The sequence below is a fragment of the Kitasatospora sp. NPDC059408 genome, from assembly GCF_042751525.1.
Taxonomy (GTDB): Bacteria; Actinomycetota; Actinomycetes; order Streptomycetales; family Streptomycetaceae; genus Kitasatospora.
In genome coordinates this window covers 1-20,845 of record NZ_JBHYWI010000125.1, presented here as the reverse complement: position 1 = coordinate 20,845, position 20,845 = coordinate 1, and the positions used below count along the sequence as shown (strand labels likewise).

The 20,845-nt window shown below is 73.2% G+C and carries 18 protein-coding genes and 1 pseudogene; 9 read left to right on the top strand and 10 right to left on the bottom strand.

Annotation, left to right across the window (positions count from 1 at the left end):
- Both ACFXDE_RS41370 and ACFXDE_RS41365 read left to right on the top strand, forming a co-directional pair.
- A partial coding sequence (locus tag ACFXDE_RS41370) for an ABC transporter ATP-binding protein (RefSeq protein WP_380499379.1) occupies window positions 1-393 on the top strand: 393 nt, incomplete at its 5' end.
- Window positions 394-451: 58 nt separating this feature from the next.
- Window positions 452-3,010: an ABC transporter permease gene (locus tag ACFXDE_RS41365; protein ID WP_380499378.1), complete on the top strand. Its 2,559-nt coding sequence runs from the start codon at window positions 452-454 to the stop codon at window positions 3,008-3,010.
- 317 nt (window positions 3,011-3,327) lie between these two features.
- On the opposite strand, the gene efeU is transcribed toward ACFXDE_RS41365, so the two are convergent.
- The 4 genes from efeU to ACFXDE_RS41345 form a co-directional block, all read right to left on the bottom strand.
- Complete coding sequence (efeU, locus tag ACFXDE_RS41360) at window positions 3,328-4,155, bottom strand: iron uptake transporter permease EfeU (protein ID WP_380499377.1); 828 nt, start codon at window positions 4,153-4,155, stop codon at window positions 3,328-3,330.
- Between the two features lie 34 nt (window positions 4,156-4,189).
- The gene (gene efeB, locus ACFXDE_RS41355; RefSeq protein WP_380499376.1) at window positions 4,190-5,491 is read right to left on the bottom strand and encodes an iron uptake transporter deferrochelatase/peroxidase subunit; all 1,302 of its coding nucleotides are present in this window, start codon (window positions 5,489-5,491) and stop codon (window positions 4,190-4,192) included.
- A 211-nt stretch (window positions 5,492-5,702) separates the two neighbouring features.
- A complete protein-coding gene (gene efeO / locus ACFXDE_RS41350) occupies window positions 5,703-6,851 on the bottom strand; it encodes an iron uptake system protein EfeO (protein WP_380499375.1) in 1,149 nt (382 codons plus the stop codon).
- A 177-nt stretch (window positions 6,852-7,028) separates the two neighbouring features.
- Window positions 7,029-7,838 (bottom strand): ABC transporter ATP-binding protein, encoded by an 810-nt coding sequence (locus ACFXDE_RS41345; protein WP_380499373.1) that lies wholly within the window; start codon window positions 7,836-7,838, stop codon window positions 7,029-7,031.
- 271 nt (window positions 7,839-8,109) lie between these two features.
- On the opposite strand from ACFXDE_RS41345, the gene ACFXDE_RS41340 reads away from it, so the two are divergent.
- Window positions 8,110-9,711 carry a M4 family metallopeptidase gene (locus ACFXDE_RS41340; RefSeq protein ID WP_380499372.1) on the top strand — a complete coding sequence of 534 codons (1,602 nt, stop codon included), beginning with the start codon at window positions 8,110-8,112 and terminating at the stop codon, window positions 9,709-9,711.
- A gap of 10 nt (window positions 9,712-9,721) precedes the next feature.
- Here the strand turns inward: ACFXDE_RS41340 and ACFXDE_RS41335 are convergent, their stop codons facing one another.
- The 5 genes from ACFXDE_RS41335 to ACFXDE_RS41315 form a co-directional block, all read right to left on the bottom strand.
- Complete coding sequence (locus ACFXDE_RS41335) at window positions 9,722-10,771, bottom strand: hypothetical protein (RefSeq protein ID WP_380499371.1); 1,050 nt, start codon at window positions 10,769-10,771, stop codon at window positions 9,722-9,724.
- 42 nt (window positions 10,772-10,813) lie between these two features.
- Complete coding sequence (locus tag ACFXDE_RS41330; protein ID WP_380499380.1) at window positions 10,814-11,773, bottom strand: D-2-hydroxyacid dehydrogenase family protein; 960 nt, start codon at window positions 11,771-11,773, stop codon at window positions 10,814-10,816.
- A 19-nt stretch (window positions 11,774-11,792) separates the two neighbouring features.
- Window positions 11,793-12,155 (bottom strand): hypothetical protein, encoded by a 363-nt coding sequence (locus ACFXDE_RS41325; protein WP_380499370.1) that lies wholly within the window; start codon window positions 12,153-12,155, stop codon window positions 11,793-11,795.
- Window positions 12,156-12,165: 10 nt separating this feature from the next.
- Entirely contained in the window at window positions 12,166-13,650 is a 1,485-nt protein-coding gene (locus ACFXDE_RS41320) for a glycerophosphodiester phosphodiesterase (RefSeq protein ID WP_380499369.1), read from the bottom strand.
- A gap of 317 nt (window positions 13,651-13,967) precedes the next feature.
- Window positions 13,968-14,960, bottom strand: a complete 993-nt coding sequence (locus ACFXDE_RS41315) for a DUF5937 family protein (RefSeq protein WP_380499368.1) — start codon at window positions 14,958-14,960, stop codon at window positions 13,968-13,970.
- Between the two features lie 76 nt (window positions 14,961-15,036).
- Between ACFXDE_RS41315 and ACFXDE_RS41310 the strand changes: the two genes are divergently transcribed.
- From ACFXDE_RS41310 to ACFXDE_RS41285, 6 genes are all read left to right on the top strand, one after another.
- Entirely contained in the window at window positions 15,037-15,981 is a 945-nt protein-coding gene (locus tag ACFXDE_RS41310) for an oxidoreductase (RefSeq protein WP_380499367.1), read from the top strand.
- A 640-nt stretch (window positions 15,982-16,621) separates the two neighbouring features.
- The gene (locus ACFXDE_RS41305; RefSeq protein WP_380499366.1) at window positions 16,622-17,239 is read left to right on the top strand and encodes a histidine phosphatase family protein; all 618 of its coding nucleotides are present in this window, start codon (window positions 16,622-16,624) and stop codon (window positions 17,237-17,239) included.
- Between the two features lie 60 nt (window positions 17,240-17,299).
- Complete coding sequence (locus tag ACFXDE_RS41300; protein WP_380499365.1) at window positions 17,300-17,878, top strand: TetR/AcrR family transcriptional regulator; 579 nt, start codon at window positions 17,300-17,302, stop codon at window positions 17,876-17,878.
- A gap of 96 nt (window positions 17,879-17,974) precedes the next feature.
- Entirely contained in the window at window positions 17,975-19,057 is a 1,083-nt protein-coding gene (locus ACFXDE_RS41295) for an SDR family oxidoreductase (RefSeq protein WP_380499364.1), read from the top strand.
- A gap of 36 nt (window positions 19,058-19,093) precedes the next feature.
- The gene (locus tag ACFXDE_RS41290; protein WP_380499363.1) at window positions 19,094-19,759 is read left to right on the top strand and encodes an HD domain-containing protein; all 666 of its coding nucleotides are present in this window, start codon (window positions 19,094-19,096) and stop codon (window positions 19,757-19,759) included.
- Window positions 19,760-19,813: 54 nt separating this feature from the next.
- The gene (locus ACFXDE_RS41285) at window positions 19,814-20,341 is read left to right on the top strand and encodes a hypothetical protein (RefSeq protein WP_380499362.1); all 528 of its coding nucleotides are present in this window, start codon (window positions 19,814-19,816) and stop codon (window positions 20,339-20,341) included.
- Between the two features lie 109 nt (window positions 20,342-20,450).
- Here ACFXDE_RS41285 and ACFXDE_RS41280 read toward each other — a convergent pair.
- Window positions 20,451-20,845 (bottom strand): annotated as a pseudogene (locus tag ACFXDE_RS41280) (SAM-dependent methyltransferase); the annotation flags it as partial.

Here is a 20,845-nt window from a genome sequence, read left to right as displayed (position 1 = left end):
AAGACCGACAAGGCCTGGCTCGACCGCGTCGTCGACACCGTCGGCCTCTCCGGCCGCCTCAGCCACCGCCCCTCCCAGCTCTCCGGCGGCCAGCAACAGCGCGTCGCCTGCGCCCGCGCCCTCGCCGGCAAGCCCGACATCATCTTCGCCGACGAACCCACCGGAAACCTCGACTCCCGCTCCGGCGCCGAGATCCTCTCCTTCCTGCGCAACTCCGTGCGCGAACTCGGCCAGACCGTCGTCATGGTCACCCACGACCCCGTCGCCGCCTCCTACGCCGACCGCGTCGTCTTCCTCGCCGACGGCCGCATCGTCGACGAACTCCACAACCCCACCGCCGACACCGTCCTGGACCGCATGCGCCGCTTCGACGCCAAGGGCCGCACCAGCTGAGGCCGCACGAACACCGCTGCGCCGACGCCCCCTAACCCACCAGGACTGACTCTCCCCCATGTACCGCACCGCACTGCGCAACGTGCTGGCCCACAAGGCCCGCCTGCTGATGACGGTCCTCGCCGTCATGCTGGGCACCGCCTTCGTCGCCGGCACGCTCGTCTTCACCGACACCCTCGGCAACGCCCTCAGGTCGCAGAACGCCAAGAGCTACACCGACATCGCCGTCACCGTCTCCGACCGCGGCGCCGTCGGCCGCGGCTACGACCACGGCGGCAAGTCCGCCACGAACGCGCCGCTCACCGAGGAGACCCGCAAGGCCGTCGCGGCCCTGCCCGGCACCGCCGACGCCCGCGGCATCGTCAGCGGCTTCGCCGGCATCGCCGACAAGAAGGGCGCGCTGGTCGGCGACGGCTTCTCGACCACCGGCACCAACTTCGTGCCCGGCGCCGACGGCACCGACCCGCGCTACCCGCTGGTCGAGGGCCGCGGCCCGAAGAACGCCACCGAGATCGCCCTCGACGCCAAGACCGCCGAGAAGGGCGGCTACCAGGTCGGCGACACCGTCCGGGTGGCCGTCAACGGCCCGGTCATGGAGCTGAAGCTCACCGGCACCCTGCACACCAACGACCCGCGTGTCGTCTCCGGCGGCTCGCTCGCCGCCTTCGACACCGCCACCGCCCAGCAGCTCTACCTGAGCCCGGGCCACTTCGCCGAGCTCGACGTGAAGGCCAAGCCGGGCACGGACGACGACGCGCTGCTCGCCGCCGTCCGGCGGGCCCTGCCGCAGGGCGGCGACTTCGAGGCCAAGACCGGCCGCGCGCTCGCCGACGAGCAGGACAAGATGATCGAAGCCGGCACCAAGGGCATGAGCAAGGCGCTGCTGGTCTTCGCCGGCATCGCGCTGTTCGTCGGCATCTTCATCATCGCCAACACCTTCACCATGCTGATCGCCCAGCGCACCAAGGAGCTCGCACTGCTCCGCGCGATCGGCGCCGGCCGCCGGCAGGTCACCCGCTCCGTCCTGGTCGAGGCGTTCCTGGTCGGCCTGACCGCCTCGGTGGCCGGTCTGGCCGCCGGTGTCGGCATCGCGGCCGGGCTGCGCTCGCTGCTCAACGGCCCGATGGAGGCCAACCTGCCGGACGGCCCGCTGGTGGTCGCACCGGGCACGGTGGTCACCGCGATCCTCGTCGGCGTCCTGGTGACCGTGCTGTCGGCCCTGCTGCCCGCCATCCGCGCCGCGCGGATCGCCCCGATCGCGGCGATGAGCTCGGTCGAGCAGCCGGCCACCCAGAAGAGCCTGCTGCTCCGCAACGTGATCGGCCTGGTCCTCACGGCCATCGGCGCGGCCACCCTGGCGCTCGGCGCCGTCGGCAAGACGGTCGGCCTGGTCGGCCTCGGCGCGGCCGTGCTGATGATCGGCGTGTTCGTCCTCACCCCGCTGCTGGCCCGGCCGCTGATCACCCTGTTCGCCCCGCTGCTGCGCGCCGTGTACGGCACGCCGGGCCGGCTGGCCAGGGAGAACGCGGTCCGCAACCCGCGCCGCACCGCCGCCACCGCCTCGGCGCTGACCATCGGCGTCATGCTGATCACCGCGCTGACGGTGGTCGGCGCCTCGGTGAACAAGGCCGTCGACGACGCCACCGCGAGCGACTCCAAGGCCGACTACACGGTCGCCATGGCGAACTACTCGATGCTCTCCCCCGACGTCGTCCCGCAGATCGCCAAGGCGCCCGGCGTCACCGCGGTGAGCGGCACCCGGACCGTTCCGGTGGAGACCGGCACGGACGACAGCGAGTGGCTGACGGCGGTCGACGCGAACACCCTCGACCAGCTGGTCACGGTCAAGGTCAAGGACGGTTCGGCGGACGCCCTCAAGCAGGGCAAGCTGCTGGTGAGTTCGGGCCGCTCGGAGACCGCCGGCCACAAGGTCGGCGACGTCCTCAGCGTCACCTACCCGGACGGCGCCAAGGGCTCGCTCACCGTCGGCGGCGTCATGGAGGCCAACTCCGTACTGGCCGGGGTCGTCGCCCCCGAGGCCGTCGTCGGCCCGCACGCCCAGCCGGGCACCGGCCCGGACAAGGTCCTGGTCAAGGGTGCCGATGGCGCGACCGCGAAGCTCAAGCAGGCGCTGCGCGACGCGACCGGCGGCAACCCGCTGATCGAGGTCAAGGGCGAGGCGGACGTGAAGAAGGAGAACCGACGCATGATCACGGACCTCCTGAGCGTCCTCTACGGCCTGCTCGGCATGGCCGTCGTCATCGCGGTGCTCGGCGTGGTCAACACCATGGCGATGTCGGTCTTCGAGCGCCGCCGGGAGATCGGCATGCTGCGGGCGATCGGCCTCGACCGGCGCGGCGTCGGCCGGATGATCCGGCTGGAGTCGCTGCTGATCGCGCTGTTCGGCGGCGTGGTCGGCGTGGTCCTCGGGATCGTGGTCGCCTGGGCGGGCCTCAAGACGCTCGGCGACACGTTCAAGGGCATGTCGACCGTGGTGCCGCCGCTGCAGATCCTCGGCTTCCTGGTGGCGGCCGCCCTGATCGGCCTGCTGGCCGCCCTCTGGCCGGCCCGCCGGGCCGCCCGGACGGACATCCTGGGCGCGATCAAGAGCGAGTAGCCGCACCGCGCGAAGGCCCTCCACAGCAGTCAGGCGCTGCGGAGGGCCTTCGCGTTTCTCACGGCCCACGCTTCACGGCCCGTGTTCACTGCCGGGTGAACGCCACACCCTGGTGCGAGGGTTGCGGCGACCCGGTGGTGAACCCGGTGGTGACCCCAGCCGGCGGGACGAGGCGTCGGAGGACGTGCCGGGCGTTGACGGTCCACCCGTCAGCACGACCGTGGCAGGCATCCGGTGCCGCGCTCCGTCAGCAGAACCCAACCGGCCCCGCACGGCGGCGGATTGCCGTGCGGGGCCGGTCGAGGCGAACGGACGGGTCAGGCGGTGACGGGCTTGCGGGTAGCCTTCCCGCCGAACAGGCCGAAGAACACGGCCAGCGTCGGGACGAGGTAGCCGAGCCAGACCACCAGTTGGAGGACCGTCGGGTCCGGCTGGAAGTTGAACACGCCCTTCAGCAGCGTGCCGTACCAGCTGTCCTTCGGGATCGTGCTGCTGATGTCGAAGGCCAGGCTGTGCAGGCCCGGCAGCCAGCCCGCCTCCTGGAGGTCGTGCACGCCGTACGCGAGCACGCCGGCCGCGACGACGACGAGCATCGCGCCGGTCCAGGTGAAGAACTTCGCCAGGTTGATCCGCAGCGCGCCGCGGTAGAACAGCCAGCCCAGCACGACGGCGGTCAGCAGGCCGAGCGCGGCGCCGGCCAGCGGGTTCCACCCGTCGTCGGTGGCCTGCACGGCCGACCAGATGAACAGCGCCGTCTCCAGGCCCTCGCGGCCGACCGCGAGGAAGGCCGTGACGACGAGCGCCGTGGTGCCCATCGCGATCGCCGCGTCCAGCTTGCCGTGCAGCTCGGTCTTCAGGTGCCGGGCGGTGCGCCGCATCCAGAAGACCATCCAGGTCACCAGGCCGACCGAGACGATCGACAGGCTGCCGCCGAGCGCCTCCTGGGCCTCGAAGGTGAGCTGCGAGGAGCCGAACTGGAGCACCGCGCCGAACGCCATGCTGAGCACGACCGCCGAGCCGACGCCGAGCCACACCGGCGGCAGCTTGTCCCGGCGGTCGGTCTTGACCAGGTAGGCGATCAGGATGCAGACGACCAGGCTGGCTTCGAGGCCTTCGCGCAGGCCGATCAGGTAGTTGCCGAACACGGCTGACTCCTCGGGGTGGTAGGGGTATGCGGGATCAGCCGAACAGGGCCTGGCCCCACCACTCCCCCGGCTTGCGGACGCCCGCCGGGCAGGCGAAGTGCGCGGAACCGACGTGCTGGATGTACTCGTTGAGCTTGTCGCTCGCCGCGAGGCGCTGCTGAAGCGGCACGAACGCCTTGCGGGTGTCGCGCTGGTAGGCCAGGAAGAACAGGCCCGCGTCCAGGCGGCCGAGGCCGTCGGTGCCGTCGGTGAAGGAGAAGCCGCGGCGCAGGATCATCAGCCCGCTGTTGGCGTCGGGGTGGGCCAGGGCGACGTGCGAGTCGGCCGGCATCGCCTTGAGGTCCGGGTCGTCGTGCTCCCGGGCCTTGCCGTAGGGGGCGCCCTCGCCCTTCGTGCGGCCGAAGACGTCCTCCTGCTCCTTGAGCGAGGTGCGGTCCCACGTCTCGATGTGCATCCGGATCCGCCGGGCGACCAGGTAGGAGCCGCCGGTCATCCAGTCCGGGCCGTCGCCGGGGGCCGCCCACACGTGGTCGGCCAGCCGGGCGGTGTCGGTGCCCGCGATGTTGTGGGTGCCGTCCTTGAAGCCCAGGAGGTTGCGGGGGGTCTGCTGGTCCGGCGTGGTGGAGGAGGTCTTGCCGAAGCCCAGCTGCGACCAGCGGATGCTCACCGTCCCCATGCCGATCCGGGCGAGGTTGCGGATCGCGTGCACGGCGACCTGCGGGTCGTCGGCGCAGGCCTGGACGCAGAGGTCGCCGCCGCTGCGCAGCGGGTCGAGCTTGTCGCCCTTGAAGTTCGGCAGCTCGATCAGGGCCTCGGGGCGCCTGGCCTTGAGGCCGAAGCGGTCGACGCCGTCCTTCTCGAACAGGCCCGGGCCGAAGCCGATCGTCAGCGTGAGCCGGGAGGCGGGCAGGCCGAGGGCCTCGCCGGTGTCGTCCGGCGGCGCCTCGGGCAGGCCGCTGGCGGCGCCGGTGCCGACCTCGCGGCCGCCGGTCATGGCCGCGGCGGCCTTCGTCCACTCCTTGAGCAGCTTGACCAGCGAATCGCGGGTGGCCTTCTCGGAGACGTCGAACGCGGCGAAGTGCAGCCGGTCCTGGACGGGGGTGGCGATGCCGGCCTGGTGGTCGCCGTAGAAGGGCACCTCGGCGCCCGGGGCCGCGGCGGGCGCCGGTGCGGGGTCGTCCTGCCGGGTGGCGGCGGCGACCGAGCCGACGGCGGCGGCGCCGAGCGCGACGCCCGCCCCGGCCCAGCCGATGACGGCGCGGCGGCTGACCGCGCTGCGGGGGTCGGCGTCGGCAGCGGCCGTGTCCGTGCGGTCCATCGGGTTCTCGGCGTCCATCGGCGGGCGGGCCCTTCTCTGTGCTGCTGGGTCCCACGGCTGCCGTGACGACCGGACGGGGCCGCCACGGCGGCCGTGGGGTGTGGTGAATGCGGGCTGGGGGTCGGCGACTTGACGACCACCGGATGGTCGGCGGCTCGCCGACCACCGCGTGGCCGGTCGGTCGACGGCCACCGCGCGGCCGGTCACGCGCCGGCCACGGCGCGGTCGGCTACTTGACGACCACGGCGGCGGCCAGCTTCGACAGCGGCTCGCCCAGCGAGTTGACGGCGTCGGAGAAGGTCTTGCGCTCGGCCTCGGTGACCTTGTCATAGGACGTGTAGGTGCCGTCGGCCTGCTTGTACTTGGCGAGCAGCGCCTGGATCGAGGCGAACTCGGAGTCCAGGGTCTTCGCGAGGTCGGGGTTCTTCTCGGCGGCGACCGGCTTCAGCAGCTCGTACGCCTTCTGCGCGCCCTCGACGTTGGCGTTGAAGTCCGCCAGGTCGGTGTGGCTGTAGCGGTCCTCCTCGCCGGTGATCTTGTTGGTGGCGACCTCGTCCAGCAGCTCCTTGGCGCCGTTGGCCATGCTGGTCGCGGTGATCTCCGCCTCGGGGATCTTCTTCTGCCAGTCCAACAGGTCGCCCACGAGCTGGTCGGCGAGCTGCTTCTCGTCGTCGCCGATCTTCCCGTCGGCCCAGAGGGACTTCTCCAGGCGGTGCCAGCCGGTCCACGGCTTGCCGGCCTCGACCTTGTCCTCGCGGGTGTCGGTCTTCGGGTCGACGTCGCCGAAGCTCTCGGCGACCGGCTCGGTGCGCTCCCAGCCGGTGCGCGAGGGGGCGTAGAGGGACTTGGCCTTCTCCACGTCGCCCGCCTTGATCGCGGCGGCGAAGGCCTCGACGGCCGGGATGGTGGCGTCGGCCTGCTCCTGCGCGTACCTGCGGTAGGCGTCGACGGCGGCGGCCAGGCGCGGGTCCGCGGAGGCGGTGGCGGTGCCCTCGCCGGTCACCGTGATCTTCTGCCGGATGCCGTCGCCGACCATGCCGGGCTTGCAGGCGATCTCGTACGAGCCGGCCTTGATCTCGGCGTTGATGGTCGCCTTGGTGCCGGGGCCGATGTTCTCGCGCTCGGTGACGATCTTGTCGCCCTCGGCGTAGACGTAGACCTCGGTGGTCTTCGAGCCCTTGTTGCCGATGTCCAGGACGACGTGGCCGGCCGGGAAGGAGGTCTTCGAGACCTCGCACGCGGAGTCGGTGGCGTTGATCTTCACCGCGTCGGCGCCACCGGCCTTGTCGTCCTTCTTGTCCGCACAGCCGGCCAGCGTCGCGGTCGCGACGGCGAGAGTGAGCAGCGCGGCTGCGGTCGTACGACGGCGGGCGGGCATGACGGCTCCAACGGAAAAGGGCATGGGTGTGCCAGGGCGTGGCGAGGCGCCGACCGGGTCGGCGCCTCGTGATTAGCTAAGGCATACCTTACGTAAGATTTCCTTACCGGCGATACCCACCCCCCTGAGTCCGTCGCCTCCGGCCTCCCGAAGAGCGGCGCTTCGTCAGAGCAGCGCTCAGCTCCCCGGGGTGCGGCGGGCCGCGGCGCGGGCGGTCCAGCGGCCCTCGTGGCGGGTGATCCGGATCGGGTGGCCGAAGGTCGCGCTGATCAGTTCGGTCGTCATCACCTCGTCGACCGGCCCGGCCGCCACGCACTCGCCCTCCCGCAGCAGGAGGGCGTGGGTCGTCGTCTCCGGCAGCTCCTCCAGGTGGTGGGTGACCAGCACGCTGGCGAGGTCGGGGTGCTGGTGGCGCAGCAGGTCGAGGCTGTCGAGCAGGAGCTCGCGGGCGGTCAGGTCGAGCCCGGTGGCCGGCTCGTCGAGCAGGAGCAGGCGGGGGCTCGGCATCAGCGCGCGGGCGATCAGCGCCCGGCCGCGCTCGCCCTGGGAGAGCGTCGTCCACGGGGCCTCGGCCATGGCCGTCATGCCGAGGGTCTCGATCAGGAGCTCCGCCCGCTCGACCGCCCCGGGGGCGGGCTTGCGGTGCCACTCCGGCTCGATGGTGTTGGTGACCCCGGTGAGCACCACCTCCCGCACGGTCAGCGGCGAGCGCAGCGGGTGGCGCGGGTTGACGTGCCCGAGGTGGGCGCGCAGTTCGCGGACGTCGACCCGCCCGAGCCGGCGGCCGAGCACGTCCACCTCACCCCGGGTGGGATGGGAGACCGCCCCGAGGAGGGCGAGCAGCGTGGACTTCCCGGCGCCGTTGGGGCCGAGCAGCGCCCAGTGCTCGCCGGGCCGGATGGTCAGGGAGATCCCGCGCAGGAGGTGGCGGCCGTCGCGGACGACGTCCACGTCCCGGGTGCGCAGCAGGGGGGCGGGCGATGTCATGCGTGCACGGTACAACCATCCCGAACGGACCGTCATGATCCGTTCACATGCTGGATCTTCACCCCTGGTCAGACCCGGACTGGATTGATCTGCACAGGACACAACTTGGCAAAGATATGACCATTCCCCTGGCCATTCATGACCGATCACCGTCAATCTCGGTCACAGCTGTTCGCGGGCCGTACTTCGCCCGAGCTTTACCGCGCGTTTCCCCGACCACGCGCGTCCCCTGCCACGCGCGTTTCCCTGTCACCACCCCACTGGAGTCAGAGTGAGCCCCACCTCCTCGTCGGCGTCCCGTCGTGCCCGCATAGCCGGTGCCACCGCCGTCATCGCCGCCCTCGTCGCCGTCACCGTCCCCGCCGGCACCGCCTCCGCCGCGCCCGCCGGACGGGACGCCGCGATCGCCCAGGCCCGCGCCAACGTGGCCCGCAACGCCGGGGTGTTCGGGTTCGGCGACGGCCAGGACCTCGTGCTCAAGGACGTCGTCCTGGACGCCGACGGCTCGTCACACGTCCGCTTCGACCGCACCTACCAGGGCCTGCCCGTCGTCGGCGGCGACCTCGTCGTCCACCAGGACGCCCGCGGCCGCCTCAAGGACTCCACCCGCGCCGCCGCCCACGACCCCGCCGTGGCGTCCACCTCCCCGGCCGTGGCCCCGCAGGCCACCGCCGGCAAGGCGATCGCCTCCGCCCCGGGCGTCCACGACGCCGTCGGCACGCCCGAACTGGTCGTCTGGGCCGCCGACGGCACGCCCCGCCTCGCCTGGCGCACCACCGTCGCCGGCACCGGCGAGCACGGCCAGCCCGCCGGCCGGGTCGTCGTCACCGACGCCACCACCGGCGACGAGATCGAGGCCTACGACAAGGAGCACCAGGCCGCCGGCACCGGCCACTCCGAGTACACCGGCGACGTCACCGTCGACACCACCCCGGCCGCCGGCGGCGGCTACACCCTCGCGGACCCCGTGCGCGGCCACGTCACCAAGGACGCCGGCAACGCCTCCGCCGACACGATCACCGCGGCCTCCGGCACGCCGTTCACCAGCAGCACGAACGTGTGGGGCGACGGCAAGAAGTTCTCCACCGACCGCTCCACCGCGGCCGTCGACGCCCACGCCAACACCGCCTGGACGTACGACTACTACAAGAAGACCTTCGGCCGGAACGGCATCAAGAACGACGGCAAGGGCGCCACCGTCTTCGTCCACGTCGGCACCAACTGGGACAACGCCCAGTGGTCCGACGACTGCTTCTGCATGATGACCGGCGACGGCAACGGCACCAGCGACCCCGAGCAGGTCGACCTCGACACCATGGGCCACGAGATGACCCACGGCGTCACCAGCGCCACCGCCAACCTCCGCTACAGCGGCGAGTCCGGCGGCCTCAACGAATCCACCAGCGACATCTTCGGCACGATGGTCGAGTGGTTCGCCAACAACAAGGTCGACACCCCCGACTACCTGTTCAGCGACCAGTCCACCCCGCCGTGGCTGCGCCGCTTCGACAAGCCCTCGCTGGACGGCAAGTCGGCGGACTGCTGGAGCGCCACCGTCGGCAAGCTCAACGTCCACTACTCCTCCGGCGTCGGCAACCACTGGTTCTACCTGGCCAGTGAGGGCAGCGGCAGCAAGACCATCAACGGCGTCGCGTACAACAGCCCCACCTGCAACGGCTCCAAGGTGACCGGCGTCGGCAACCAGAAGATCGCCAAGATCTGGTACCGCGCGCTGACCGTCTACATGACGTCCACCACCAACTACAAGGGCGCGCGCACCGCCTCGCTCAACGCCGCGAGCGACCTGTACGGGCTCAACAGCGCCGAGTACAAGGCCGTCGCGGCGGCGTGGAGCGCGGTCAAGGTCAACTGACGACCGCCGCTCAGGCGGTGAACCCGACGTGGACGTGGTCGTGGTGGGTGTCATCGGTGAAGAACTGGTTGCCGGCCCCCGGGATCGCGATCGGCCCGCCCACGTTGTACGAACCGGCGGCGGCCGCGGCCCGCATGAAGGACTCGATCAGCTGCCGCGGCGTCGCCGGGTCCACCACCGGGTGCCCGTCGATCCGCCAGACGTCGAAGGCCCGGCCCAGCGGATGGTCGCTGGGCCGGGTCGTGCCGAAGACGTCCAGCGGGTGGCCGGTGCGCACGACGCTCACCGACAGCGCGTAGGTGCCGGCCAGGCCCAGCATCGCGTTCATCACGCTGTCGTGGACGCTCCCGCTGCGCAGATCGGCGAGCGCCTCCGGCGGCAGCTCGATCCGCGGCTGCGCCAGCACCTTCGCCAGCGCCGCGGGCGGCGGCTCGGCGGGCGGGCCCGGCACGCCCGGGTGCAGGTCGGTGACGGTCCAGCGCGGCTCGGCACGGCTCAGGCGGACGTCCACCGTGACGCCGCCCTCGGCGGCCGAGCCGTCCGGCTGCCGGGTCCACTGGCGGCAGACGACGAGCACGCTCGCCGAGTCGGCCAGGATCCCGCCGTACTGGGCGTCGATCACCTCCAGGCTCGCCTCCGGCGCGGCGGGGGCGAGCGGCCCGGCCGCGTCCGCGAGGGCCGGTGGCAGCCCGAGCGCCGCCACCCGGGCCCGCGCCGCCTCCGCCCCCTGCCCGCCGGGCGGCCACGCCCCGAGCGCGGCGACCAGCTCGGCGGCGCGGCGCTTGACGTCGGGCTGCACCTCGGACGGGCCGGGCTGCCAGAGCGGCGGGTTGGGGAGGGGGGTCTGGCTGGGGCTGGGGCTCGCCGTCGGAGTCGCGCTCGGGCTCGGGCTCGGGCTCGGGCTCGCCGCAGGGGCGGGGCTCGCGGTCGTCGAACTCGGCGCCGCCACCGATTGCCTGCTCCCGCTCCCGCACCCGGCGGCGCCGAGCAGCAGCGCCGCCGCGCCCGCCCGCAGCACCCCGCGCCGGCCCGTCGTCCGCATGTCGTCCTGGCTGGTCACGCGCCCAGTATGCGGCGGACCGGGCCCGATCCCGTGGAGGGCTCAGCCAAGCCGGCGGATCGGGTCGCCCGCGAGGAAGGCCGCGATGTCCTCGATCGCCTCGCCGTAGTAGCGGCGGTAGTTGTCCTGCGTCACGTACCCCAGGTGCGGTGTGGCCAGCAGCCGGGGAGCGGTCCGCATCGGGTGGTCGGCGGGCAGCGGCTCGACGTCGAAGACGTCCACGGCGGCGCCCGCGATCCGGCCCTCGGTGAGCGCGGCGATCAGCGCCGCCTGGTCGACGATCGCCGCCCGGGACGTGTTCACCAGGTACGCGGACGGCTTCATCAGGTCCAGTTCGACGTCGCCGATGAGTCCGCGGGTGCCCTCGTTCAGACCGACGTGGACGGACACGAAGTCGCTCTCGCGCAGCAGTTCCTCCTTGCTCGCCGCCCGCCGCACGCCCGCCTGGGCGGCGCCCTCGTCCGTCAGGCTCCGGCTCCACGCGACGACGTCCATGCCGAACGCGACCCCGACCCTCGCCACCAGGGCGCCGATCCGGCCGAGCCCGATCAGACCGAGCACCCGACCGTGCAGGTCGGCACCGACGGTGCTCTGCCAGGGGCCGTTCCCGCGCAGCGCGTCGTTCTCCGTCACGATCCCGCGGGCGAGCCCGAGCAGCAGCGCCCAGGTCAGCTCGACCGGCGGCGTGCCGGAGCTGGCGGTGCCGCACACGGTGACGCCGTGCGCCTCGGCGGCGGCGAGGTCGATCACCGAGTTCCGCATGCCGGAGGCGATCAGCAGCCGCAGCCGGGGCAGCCGGGCGAACAGCGAGGCGGGGAACGGCACGCGCTCGCGCAGCGTTACGACGATGTCGAACTCGGCCAGGGCTTCGGCGAGTTCGTCCTCGGTGGGGAAGTGTTCACGGAACGGGACCGGCTCGACCCGGTCGGCGATCGTGGACCAGTCGGCGGACGCGGTGCCGACGCCCTGGAAGTCGTCGAGCAGGGCGCACCGGAGTTTCACGGCAGGAACATTCATGCCGTCAACTGTCGCAGACGCCTTGGTTTCCCGTCGCTCCGGTGGGGTGCAGGCCGTAGTGGTCGCGCGGGCCCTCCACGATCCATGACGGCTCGCCGAGCTTGTTCCCCAGGATCCGGATCGGCACCCGGAGATCGCGTGAGTGCGGCCAGTCGACCTCCCACGCACGCCGCATGATCTCCTCGGCCGGATGCGTCCCGTCACCGAGCTCGACGAGCCCGTGCAGAAGGTCCGTCTCCTTGAAGGTGAGCTGCGCCGCGCGGCCGTCGACTGTCGCGACGCGGGCGTCCAGGTCGACGACCAGACGGCCGTCGAACGCGGTCACGGTGCCGCGCCGCGGCAGGTCCTCGGGGGTCGGCCACGTCATGCCCCGCAGACTACCTACCGGCCGCGGCCTGGAGCCAGGCCGCGTTCCAACCGGCCAGCTCCGCGGGGCGGTCGGTGATGATGCCGTCCACCCCGGCCTCCTCCAGCGCCTTCCAGCGGGCCGGCGCGTCGACCGTCCAGACGTTCACGGCGACGCCGGTGGCGTGCAGGTCCTTGACCACTCCGGGGCGCGGGGCGAGGGCGTCGTCCGACGGGTTGTAGGCGGTGAGCCCGAGGTCGCGCGCGGTGGCGACGGGATCGGGGTCGAGCTCGGAGCGCAGCAGGCCGAGGGGCAGCTCGGGCGCGAGCTCGCGGGCGTAGCGCAGGGCGTCCACCTGGAAGCTCTGCACGAAGACCCGGCCGGTCATGCCGTGGTCGCGGACCTCCTTGACGATCCGGGCGACCTCGTCGCGGGTGTGCGGCCCCTTGATCTCCAGGAGCAGGTTGCCGCCGCGGGTGCGCAGGTCCTCCAGCTGGGCGGCGAGCGTCGGCAGCCGGGTGCCCGCGTAGGCCGGGGCGAACCAGGAGCCGGCGTCGAGCGCGTCCAGCTGGGCGGCCGTCAGGTCGCGGACGCGGCCGGTGCCGTTCGTCGTGCGGTCCACGGTGTCGTCGTGCAGGACGTACGGGACGCCGTCCCTGCTCGGCTGGACGTCGTTCTCGATCCACTGGGCGCCGGCCCGGCGGGCGACCTCGTCCGAGACGAGCGTGTTCTCCGGCGCCGCGGACGACCCGCCGCGGTGCGCGAACACCGTCACCGGCGTCCCGGCCGGACGGATCCACGCGTTCGGCGCGAGCGCCGTCACCTTCACCGCCGCGAACGACACCCGCGCGCCGTTCACCAGCAGCGCCTGGCCGCCGTCCGCACTGCGGGCCAGCCGGGTGGTGCGCAGCGCCTCGCGGCCCTCGAAGATCCAGCGGGCGCTGGTGCCGTGCACCTCGACGGCGATCCGCACGTCCCGGCCGGTGGCGGCGGCGGACGGTGCGGCGGCGGTGTCGGTGACGTTCCACGTGTCGCCGGTGGTGCGCCGGGCGAACTCCAGCCCGTTGCCGGCCGTGCTGCCGGAGCGGACGGTGGCGATCGACCACGGCGTCGTACCGGCGGCGGGGACGTCCAGGCCGAGGGCCGTCCAGCGGGTGGCGTCCTGGACGGTCTCGAAGCGGGCGGTGGCCTCCAGCCGGAAGTCGTCGAGGTGGCGGCCGAAGGTGATCCGGCTCTGCCGCGCCCCGTCGGCGGAGCTGCCGACCAGACGGCCGTTCTCGACGCGCCAGTCGCCCTCGACGGGGTTCCACCCGGCGGGGAGGCCGGGGCCGGCGAAGCTCTCGTCGACGACGACGTCGCCGGGGCTGCTCGTGCTTCCCGTGCTGCTCGTCGGCACGGCCGGGGCAGCCGGGGCGGTCAGGGCGACGGTCCCGAGCCCCAGGGCCGCCGCGACCAGCGCGGCGACGAGGCCGGTCCGTCGGCGGCGGGCGGCGGCGGCTTGCCGACGTGGTGTCATGTACAGCACGCTACGCGCGGCCGGCGAATGCGCCCCGAAGAAACGGGGAACCTGCCGTGACGATTGGGCTTTTCGTAGGTTTTTCGCAGGCATTCCACCCGCTTTCCACCCCTGGCGTCGAGCCCCTGGCGTCGCCCTCGGTTCGCCGGACCGGACGGATCAGGCACGACTCACCCCCGACGTCTCCCGGGAACCACATCGGGATGCGGCACCCACGACTCGGCACCGACCTTCGGCCACGCAGCCACCCCGGCCTCGCCCGGGCCTCGCGCCGCCCACCCGGACACCGCTTCGCCGCCCACCCGACCACCTCCGCCTCACATCAGTGGCGCCAGGACCGCCTCCGCCGAGGCCGTGCGGGCGTACAGCACCGAGCGGCCCGCGCGGTGGGCGCTCACCAGGTGGGCGTCGCGGAGGGCCGTCAGGTACTGCGAGACGGCCGCGGGCGACAGGCCCGTACGCCGGGCGAGGTCGGTGGTCGACGCCGGGGCATCCAGTTCGACGAGCAGGAGCGCGCGGGAACGGCCGAGGACGGCGGCGAGGGCCGCGTTCGGCGCGGCGGGCCGGGCAGCCCACAGGCTGCCGATGCCGCGCGCCGGGTACGCGAGCTGCGGCGGGTCCGGCGGCGCGACCCGCATCAGCGGGCCCGGTCCGGTGAAGGCCGAGGGGACCAGCAGGAGGCCCGCCCCGGACATCCGGCGGTCCAGCGGCTTCGGGCGGCGCTCCAGCCGGAGCGTGTCCCGCGACCAGCGGACCTCGGCATGCAGGTCGTTGAGCACCCGCGCCGCACCGTGCTCGGCCACCTGCCGGGCGCGGTGCAGGACGTCCGCGTCCAGCGCGGCGCGGATGCGCGCCCAGTACGGCGCGAGCGCGACCTTCCAGTACGCCTCGAACGCCTCCGTGAGCCGCGCGAGGCCGGCCGGCGGGTCGGCGTACAGGGCGCGCAGCCGGGGGCCGAGGCCGTCGCCGTACTCCCGCAACCGGTCGAGGTCGCGCCGTACCCGCTCGGCCGGCGTGGCCCGGATCGCGGCCAGTTCCTCCGCGAGCGTGGGCGCCGGGCCGGCCGGGGCGGGGTTGACGAAGTCCGGCACGTACCCCGCGGGCGGCACGATCTCGGTGAGCCAGCCGCGCAACGGCCCGACGGCGGCGAGCCGGGGCCGCACCTGCTCGACCCACGGACGGTGCACCGGGTGGGCCCGGCCGGACGCGAGCAGGCGAAGGCTCGGCCCGAGCTCCCACATCGGCGAGACGGCGAAGCGCATGCTCGCCAGATCCCCCACCGTGAACGACAGTTCCGTCTCCACGGCCATGCGCGTCCTCCCGTACCCATCCATTGGATTCGCACATTCCCGAATCATTGGCGATCAGGCTAGCCCGGATTCGATCATGTCGACCATGACTCCCCACATGACGCCCGACACCTCGCCGACCACCGTGCACGCCTCCGCCGCCGGCACCTGGACCCTCGGCGACCGCGCCGTCCACCGGATCGGCTTCGGCGCCATGCGCCTCCCCCAGACCGGCCCCGCCCTCACCCCGCACGCCGTCCCGCGCGACCGCGACCAGGCCGTCGCCGTCCTGCGCCGCGCCGTCGAACTCGGCGTCAACCACATCGACACCGCCGCCTTCTACTTCTCCCCGCTGCGCTCCGCCAACGAGCTCATCAACCGCGCCCTCGCGCCCTACCCCGACGACCTCGTGATCGCCACCAAGGTCGGCCCCGCCCGCGCCCTCGACGGCACGTGGGCCGAACACGCCCGCACCCCCGAGGCCCTGCGCGCCCAGGTGGAGGAGAACCTCCGCCAGCTCGGTCGCGACCACCTCGACCTGGTGAACCTGCGCGTCCTCGGCGCCGACTCCATCGCCGAACGCTTCGGCGCCCTCGCCGAGTTGCGCCGGGCCGGACTCATCCGCCACCTCGGCCTCTCCAACATCCGCCCGCACCACCTGGCCGAGGCCCGGGAGATCGCCCCCGTCGTGTGCGTCCAGAACCCGTACGGCATCGGCGCCGCCCCCGCACAGGACGAGGTGCTGCGCCTCTGCACCGAGCAGGGCATCGCCTTCGTCCCGTTCTACGCCATCGCCGGCACCGGCCGCGAACACGGCGCCGGCGCGAGCACCGGCGAGCCGCCGCAGGTGGAGGCCGTGGCGAGGGCCCACGGCGCGAGCACCGCCCAGGTCCGCCTGGCCTGGACCCTCCACCGCGCCCCCAACGTCCTGGCCATCCCCGGCACCGGCGACCTCACCCACCTCACCGAGAACATCGCCGCCGGCACCCTGCACCTGACCCCCGACGACCTCACCCTCCTGAACACCGCCCACCAGGCCTGACACCACCCGAGAAGTCGCCCCACCCGACTTCCCACGCAGACAGTCATTCGCTCCCGGCTCCCGGCTCCCGGCTCCCGGCTCCCGGCTCCCGGCTCCCGGCTCCCGGCTCCTGCAAGCACCCCGCGTGGGGGGAGCCCCCGCACCCAACATCAGAAGTCGACCCGCTCGACTTCCTGCGCACACCTCCGGGCCAACGCCACACCCGCGCAAGGAATCGGGGGCCACGGTCCCGCACCCGCCGCATCCCAGAAGCCGGAAGGACACCGCGCAGGGGCGGCGCGTGCGACTTCCCGCGCGCGGAACACGCCACCGTCCAACACCAGAAGTCGGCCCGCTCGACTTCTTGTGCACGCCCCTGGCCCAACGCCACACCCGCGCAAGGAGTCGGGTGAGGCGACTTCCTACACGCTCGCAGCAGCCCGGAGGCCGTAAGGACGGTGCCTGGGAAGTCGACCCCTCCGACTTCCCAGGCGCGCGACCAGCGGATGAACGCCCAGGGGGCGCCTCGCAGAGGAAGTCGGCCCGCCCGACTTCTCGCGCGCGGCGGGACGGCGGGGGGCTTCTGGTCCCTGCGGAACCGGGCGGGTGGGGTGGGGCGTCGGTTCGGGGGAGTTGATCACTGTGCCCAGGAGGCCCTTGCATGGCTGGAAACGCTGCCCGTTACCTCTACCTCGTCCGGCACGGGGAGGCGCTGCCGGACGAGAGCGGGCTCTCGGAGGTCGGGCGGCGTCAGGCTGCGCTGCTCGGGCGGCGGTTGGCGGGGCGGCCGATCTCTGCCGTGCACCATGGACCGCTGGCCCGCGCCGCGCAGACGGCCGGGCTGATCGCCGAGCACCTGCCCGCGGCCGGCGTCCGGGCCTGCGACGCGGCGGGCGACTACGTTCCCTACGTCCCCGGGCGGGCGGAGTTGCCCGCCGAGAGTGCCGACCTCTTCCTCCGCTTCCTCGCGCGTTCCGAGCCCCAGGCGTCGGGGCCCGAGCTGGCGCGGCAGGCCGTGGCGGCGTTCACCGGGCCCGTGCCCGGGGACGAGGAGCGGCACGAGCTCGTCGTCACGCACAACTTCCTCATCGCCTGGCTCGTGCGCCATGCCCTCGATGCGCCGCCGTGGCGTTGGCTCGGGCTCAACCACGCCCATGCCTCGCTCACCGTCATCCGGTACGCGCCTGGGCGGCCGCCCTCGCCGCTGCTGGTCAACGACCTCGGCCACCTGCCCGAGGACCTTCGCTGGACCGGCTTTCCGGCCGGGTACGGGGTGTGAGCCGCGCGACCCGACGCCCTCCCGTTGGCAAAATATATAGACCGGTCTATTCTCTTCCGCATGGGAGCCAAGGGTGAGGAAACCCGCGCCCGGCTGATCGCCGGCGCGCGGGCGCTGATCGAGGCGCAGGGGTACTTCGGCAGCGGCGTCAACCAGATCGTCGCCGAGAGCGGCGCGCCGCGCGGTTCGCTGTACTTCCACTTCCCCGAGGGCAAGGACCAGTTGGTCGCCGCCGCCCTCGTCCAGGCCGGGCGGGAGGTCGAGGACCTGCTCAGGTCGCTCGCCGCCGAGGGCGTCGACGCCGGCGCGCTCACCCGGCGCCTGACCGAGGTCTTCGCCGACCGCCTGGAACGCTCCGGCTATGCCAAGGGCTGCCCGATCGCCACCGTCGCACTGGAGGTCGCGGGCACCAACGAGCCGCTGCGCGCGGTCTGTTCGGCGGTGTACGAGAGCTGGCAGCGGGTCCTCGCCGAGCGTCTGGAGGCCGGTCGGTTCGGACCCGCCGAGGCCTGGACCGCCGCCGGGCAGGCGCTCGCCCTGATGGAGGGCGCGGTGCTGCTCGCGTCGGTCCGGCGCAGCCGGGAGCCACTCGACCACGCCCGGCACGCCGTGCTGCACCTCATCGGCGCCAAGGGCTGATTCCGCGGGCCTCACCGCTCAGGAGCTCCCGTGCTCCCGTGCTCCCGCATGCCCAAAAAATATACAGACCGGTCTACAGAGAATGGACGTCCCGCCGTGCCACTCCCCACCACCTTCGTCCTCGGCGCCACCGGCTTCATCGGGCGCTGGCTGGTCCTCGAACTCCTCACCCGCGGCGAACCCGTCGCCGTCGCCGTCCGCGGCGGCACCGGCAGCCCGCGCGACACCGCCCTCCGCTCCTGGCTGCGCGCCCACGGCACCGTCGACACCACCCTCACCACCGTCGCCGCCGACCTCACGGACCCCGGCCTCGGCCTCTCCCCCGAGGACGACGCCCGCCTCGCCGCGGTCCGCGACGTCCACAACCTCGCCGCCCGCTACGAGTTCGGTCTCACCCGCGCCGAGGCCCAGCCCGCCAACGTCGACGGTGCCCTGCACGCGCTCCGGTGGTCCGCGACCCGCCCCCACCTGCGCCGCCACGTCCACCTCTCCGGCTACCGCGTCGGTCGCGACCCCCGGCCCCGGTACCCGCTCACGCCCCGCGAGACCGCCGCCCTCTACTCCCGGCTCGGCGCCTACGAAGCCTCGAAGCAACTCGGCGACGCAGCAGTGCGCGTCACGGCCGACCGGCTGGGCATCCCCGTCACGACCGTCAACCCGAGCAGCGTCATCGGGCACTCGGCCACCGGCGAGGCCGGGCAGTACCTCGGGCTCGCCCACCTCGTCCGGCAGCTCCACCGCGGCCGCCTCCCCCTGCTCCCCGGGACACGGCGGACCTTCGTCCCGGTGGTCACGGTCGACCACCTGGCCCGCTTCCTCGCCGCCGTCCCCGCCCACGACCGGGCGCCCGCGCCGGCCCACACCGTCCTCGACCCCGAGACCCCGGCCCTCCCGGACCTCATCGTCCTCCTCGCCGCCCACCTCGGCGTCCGCCCTCCACGCGGCCTCATCCCCGTCCCCGTGGTCCGCGCCCTCCCCCGGGCCCTCACCGGCGCGGACCCCGAGACCCTCACCTTCCTCTCCGAGGACCGCTACGACACCACGTCCGCCGACGAGTTGGCCGCCGCCACCGGCCTCGCCCACCCACCCGTCCGGGCCGCCCTCCGCACCTGGGCCACCCGCCTGGTGGCCGACGGCTTCGGAGCCGACCCCGGAGCCGACCCCGGAGCCGCCGAGTAGAGCACCCACAGCCGGACAACCGGGTACGGTCGCCCCGTGAGCGCCGAATACAGCGAACTGGGCCTGCCTCCGACGGATCTCGCGCACGCCGCACTGCGCCGCGCGAAGACCCTGCTCCCGGCGGCGATCTTCAACCACAGCCTGCGCACCTACCTCTACGGACGTCTCCTCGGCGAGCGGCGCGGCCTGCGGCCGGACCGCGACTACGACGACGAACTCCTCTTCCTGGGCTGCGTCCTGCACGACTGCGGGCTCAGCGACGAGGGCGACGGCGACCAGCGGTTCGAGCTGGACGGCGCCGACCTGGCCGTCCGCTTCCTGGCGGAGCAGGGCGTGCCGCCGGACCGGACGGACGTCGTGTGGGACGCGGTCGCGCTGCACCTGGACCGTGAGGTCGCCCTGCGGAAGCGGCCGGAGATCGCGCTGGTCGCGCTCGGAGCGGGCTTCGACCTGGGCGGCGGGCCGGCCGCCCTGCCGGACGGCTACGCGGACCGCGTCCACCGGGCGCTGCCCCGGCTGCGCGCGGCGGCGGTCCTCCACGACCGCATCGTCGGCCAGGCGTTGGAGAAGCCGCACAAGGCGCCGCCCTTCACGCTGGCCGGCGAGCTCGTGCGCCAGGCGACGGGACGGACCTGGCCGGCGTGGGAGCAGCTTGCGCGATCGTCGGGCTGGAACGACTACGACGAAACCGCCCCTGCGTAGGAAATCTGCGTAGGAAGTCGGACCCGCCGACTTCCTTCGCAGAGTCTCGCGAGGTTGCCCCGGCGGCCGTTCTTCACGAAGTGCCAGCGGGCCTGGCCGCCGGTCGCCAAGCTGTACACCGTGAATGGAGCTACCAGCAGCACGGTCCTCGCCCTGATCGGTGTCCTCCTGGGGACCACCGGGACGCTCGTGGGGCAGCACCTGGCGACACGCGCCGAAGAACGACGGGACCGACAACACCGCACGGACGCGGAGCGGGCCGAACGGAAGGAGGCGATCCTGGGCTTCCTCGCCGCGGCGCAGCGGGTCGAGTTGGTGCTGGATCGCCGGAACCTCGGCCTGCCGGCTTCGGAGGACCCCGAGGACCAGAAGCTGCACGACCTGTGGCTGACCAAGAAGGCCGTCGAGCTGGTCTGCTCGCACACGGCGAGTCAGGCCGCACACGAGTACACCACGGCCCTCCACGAACACCTGCGGAGAAGCGTGTCGCCCGAACGGCCCGCCAAGCGCGATTGCCGGCACGCATTCGTGGAATCGGCCCGAGCGGAGCTGGGGGGCGGCCCGTCGGGAATTCTCCGCTGACGCCCGCACCGACCGGGAACACGGCGCCCGGAGGCACCGGATGCACCGCGGGTAGGCGTGGTACGGGCGTCAGGGTTTCGGGGCGCCGGAACTCCGGGGTGTCGAGGCGTCAGCCCGCTGCCTCGAAGGCCAGGATCGTCCACCCCACCCCCGGGCGACCGTGCAGATCGGCGCGGGTGATGCGGTGGATGGGGTGCAGGCCGTTGGTGGTGGCCTGGGTGACCGTCTCCTCCGGCGGGACGTCGAACATCCGACGGCCGGGCGGTACCGGGCCGTGGCGCAGCGAGAGGATCATCCGGCCGCCGGGGGCGACCAGTCGGGCCAGGGAGGCCATCGCGGGCGGGCGTTCGGCGGGGGCGAGGTGCATCCAGACGGCCGTCAGGAGGACGAGGCCGAAGCGCTCCCCGCCGAGCGAGGGCAGCTCCGGGAGGGCGTCGGAGATCCATCTGACACCGGAGTCCCGGTGCAACTCCTCGCCGATGTACCGGAGTTCGGGTGTCGGTA

Excerpts from the sequence above, each read along its gene's own strand:
- ACFXDE_RS41365 (WP_380499378.1), top strand. The coding sequence starts at position 452 with ATGTACCGCACCGCACTGCGCAACGTGCTGGCCCACAAGGCCCGCCTG.
- efeB (WP_380499376.1), bottom strand. The coding sequence starts at position 5,491 with ATGGACGCCGAGAACCCGATGGACCGCACGGACACGGCCGCTGCCGAC.
- efeO (WP_380499375.1), bottom strand. The coding sequence starts at position 6,851 with ATGCCCGCCCGCCGTCGTACGACCGCAGCCGCGCTGCTCACTCTCGCC.
- ACFXDE_RS41345 (WP_380499373.1), bottom strand. The coding sequence starts at position 7,838 with ATGACATCGCCCGCCCCCCTGCTGCGCACCCGGGACGTGGACGTCGTC.
- ACFXDE_RS41325 (WP_380499370.1), bottom strand. The coding sequence starts at position 12,155 with ATGACGTGGCCGACCCCCGAGGACCTGCCGCGGCGCGGCACCGTGACC.
- ACFXDE_RS41320 (WP_380499369.1), bottom strand. The coding sequence starts at position 13,650 with ATGACACCACGTCGGCAAGCCGCCGCCGCCCGCCGCCGACGGACCGGC.
- ACFXDE_RS41315 (WP_380499368.1), bottom strand. The coding sequence starts at position 14,960 with ATGGCCGTGGAGACGGAACTGTCGTTCACGGTGGGGGATCTGGCGAGC.
- ACFXDE_RS41310 (WP_380499367.1), top strand. The coding sequence starts at position 15,037 with ATGTCGACCATGACTCCCCACATGACGCCCGACACCTCGCCGACCACC.
- ACFXDE_RS41305 (WP_380499366.1), top strand. The coding sequence starts at position 16,622 with ATGGCTGGAAACGCTGCCCGTTACCTCTACCTCGTCCGGCACGGGGAG.
- ACFXDE_RS41300 (WP_380499365.1), top strand. The coding sequence starts at position 17,300 with ATGGGAGCCAAGGGTGAGGAAACCCGCGCCCGGCTGATCGCCGGCGCG.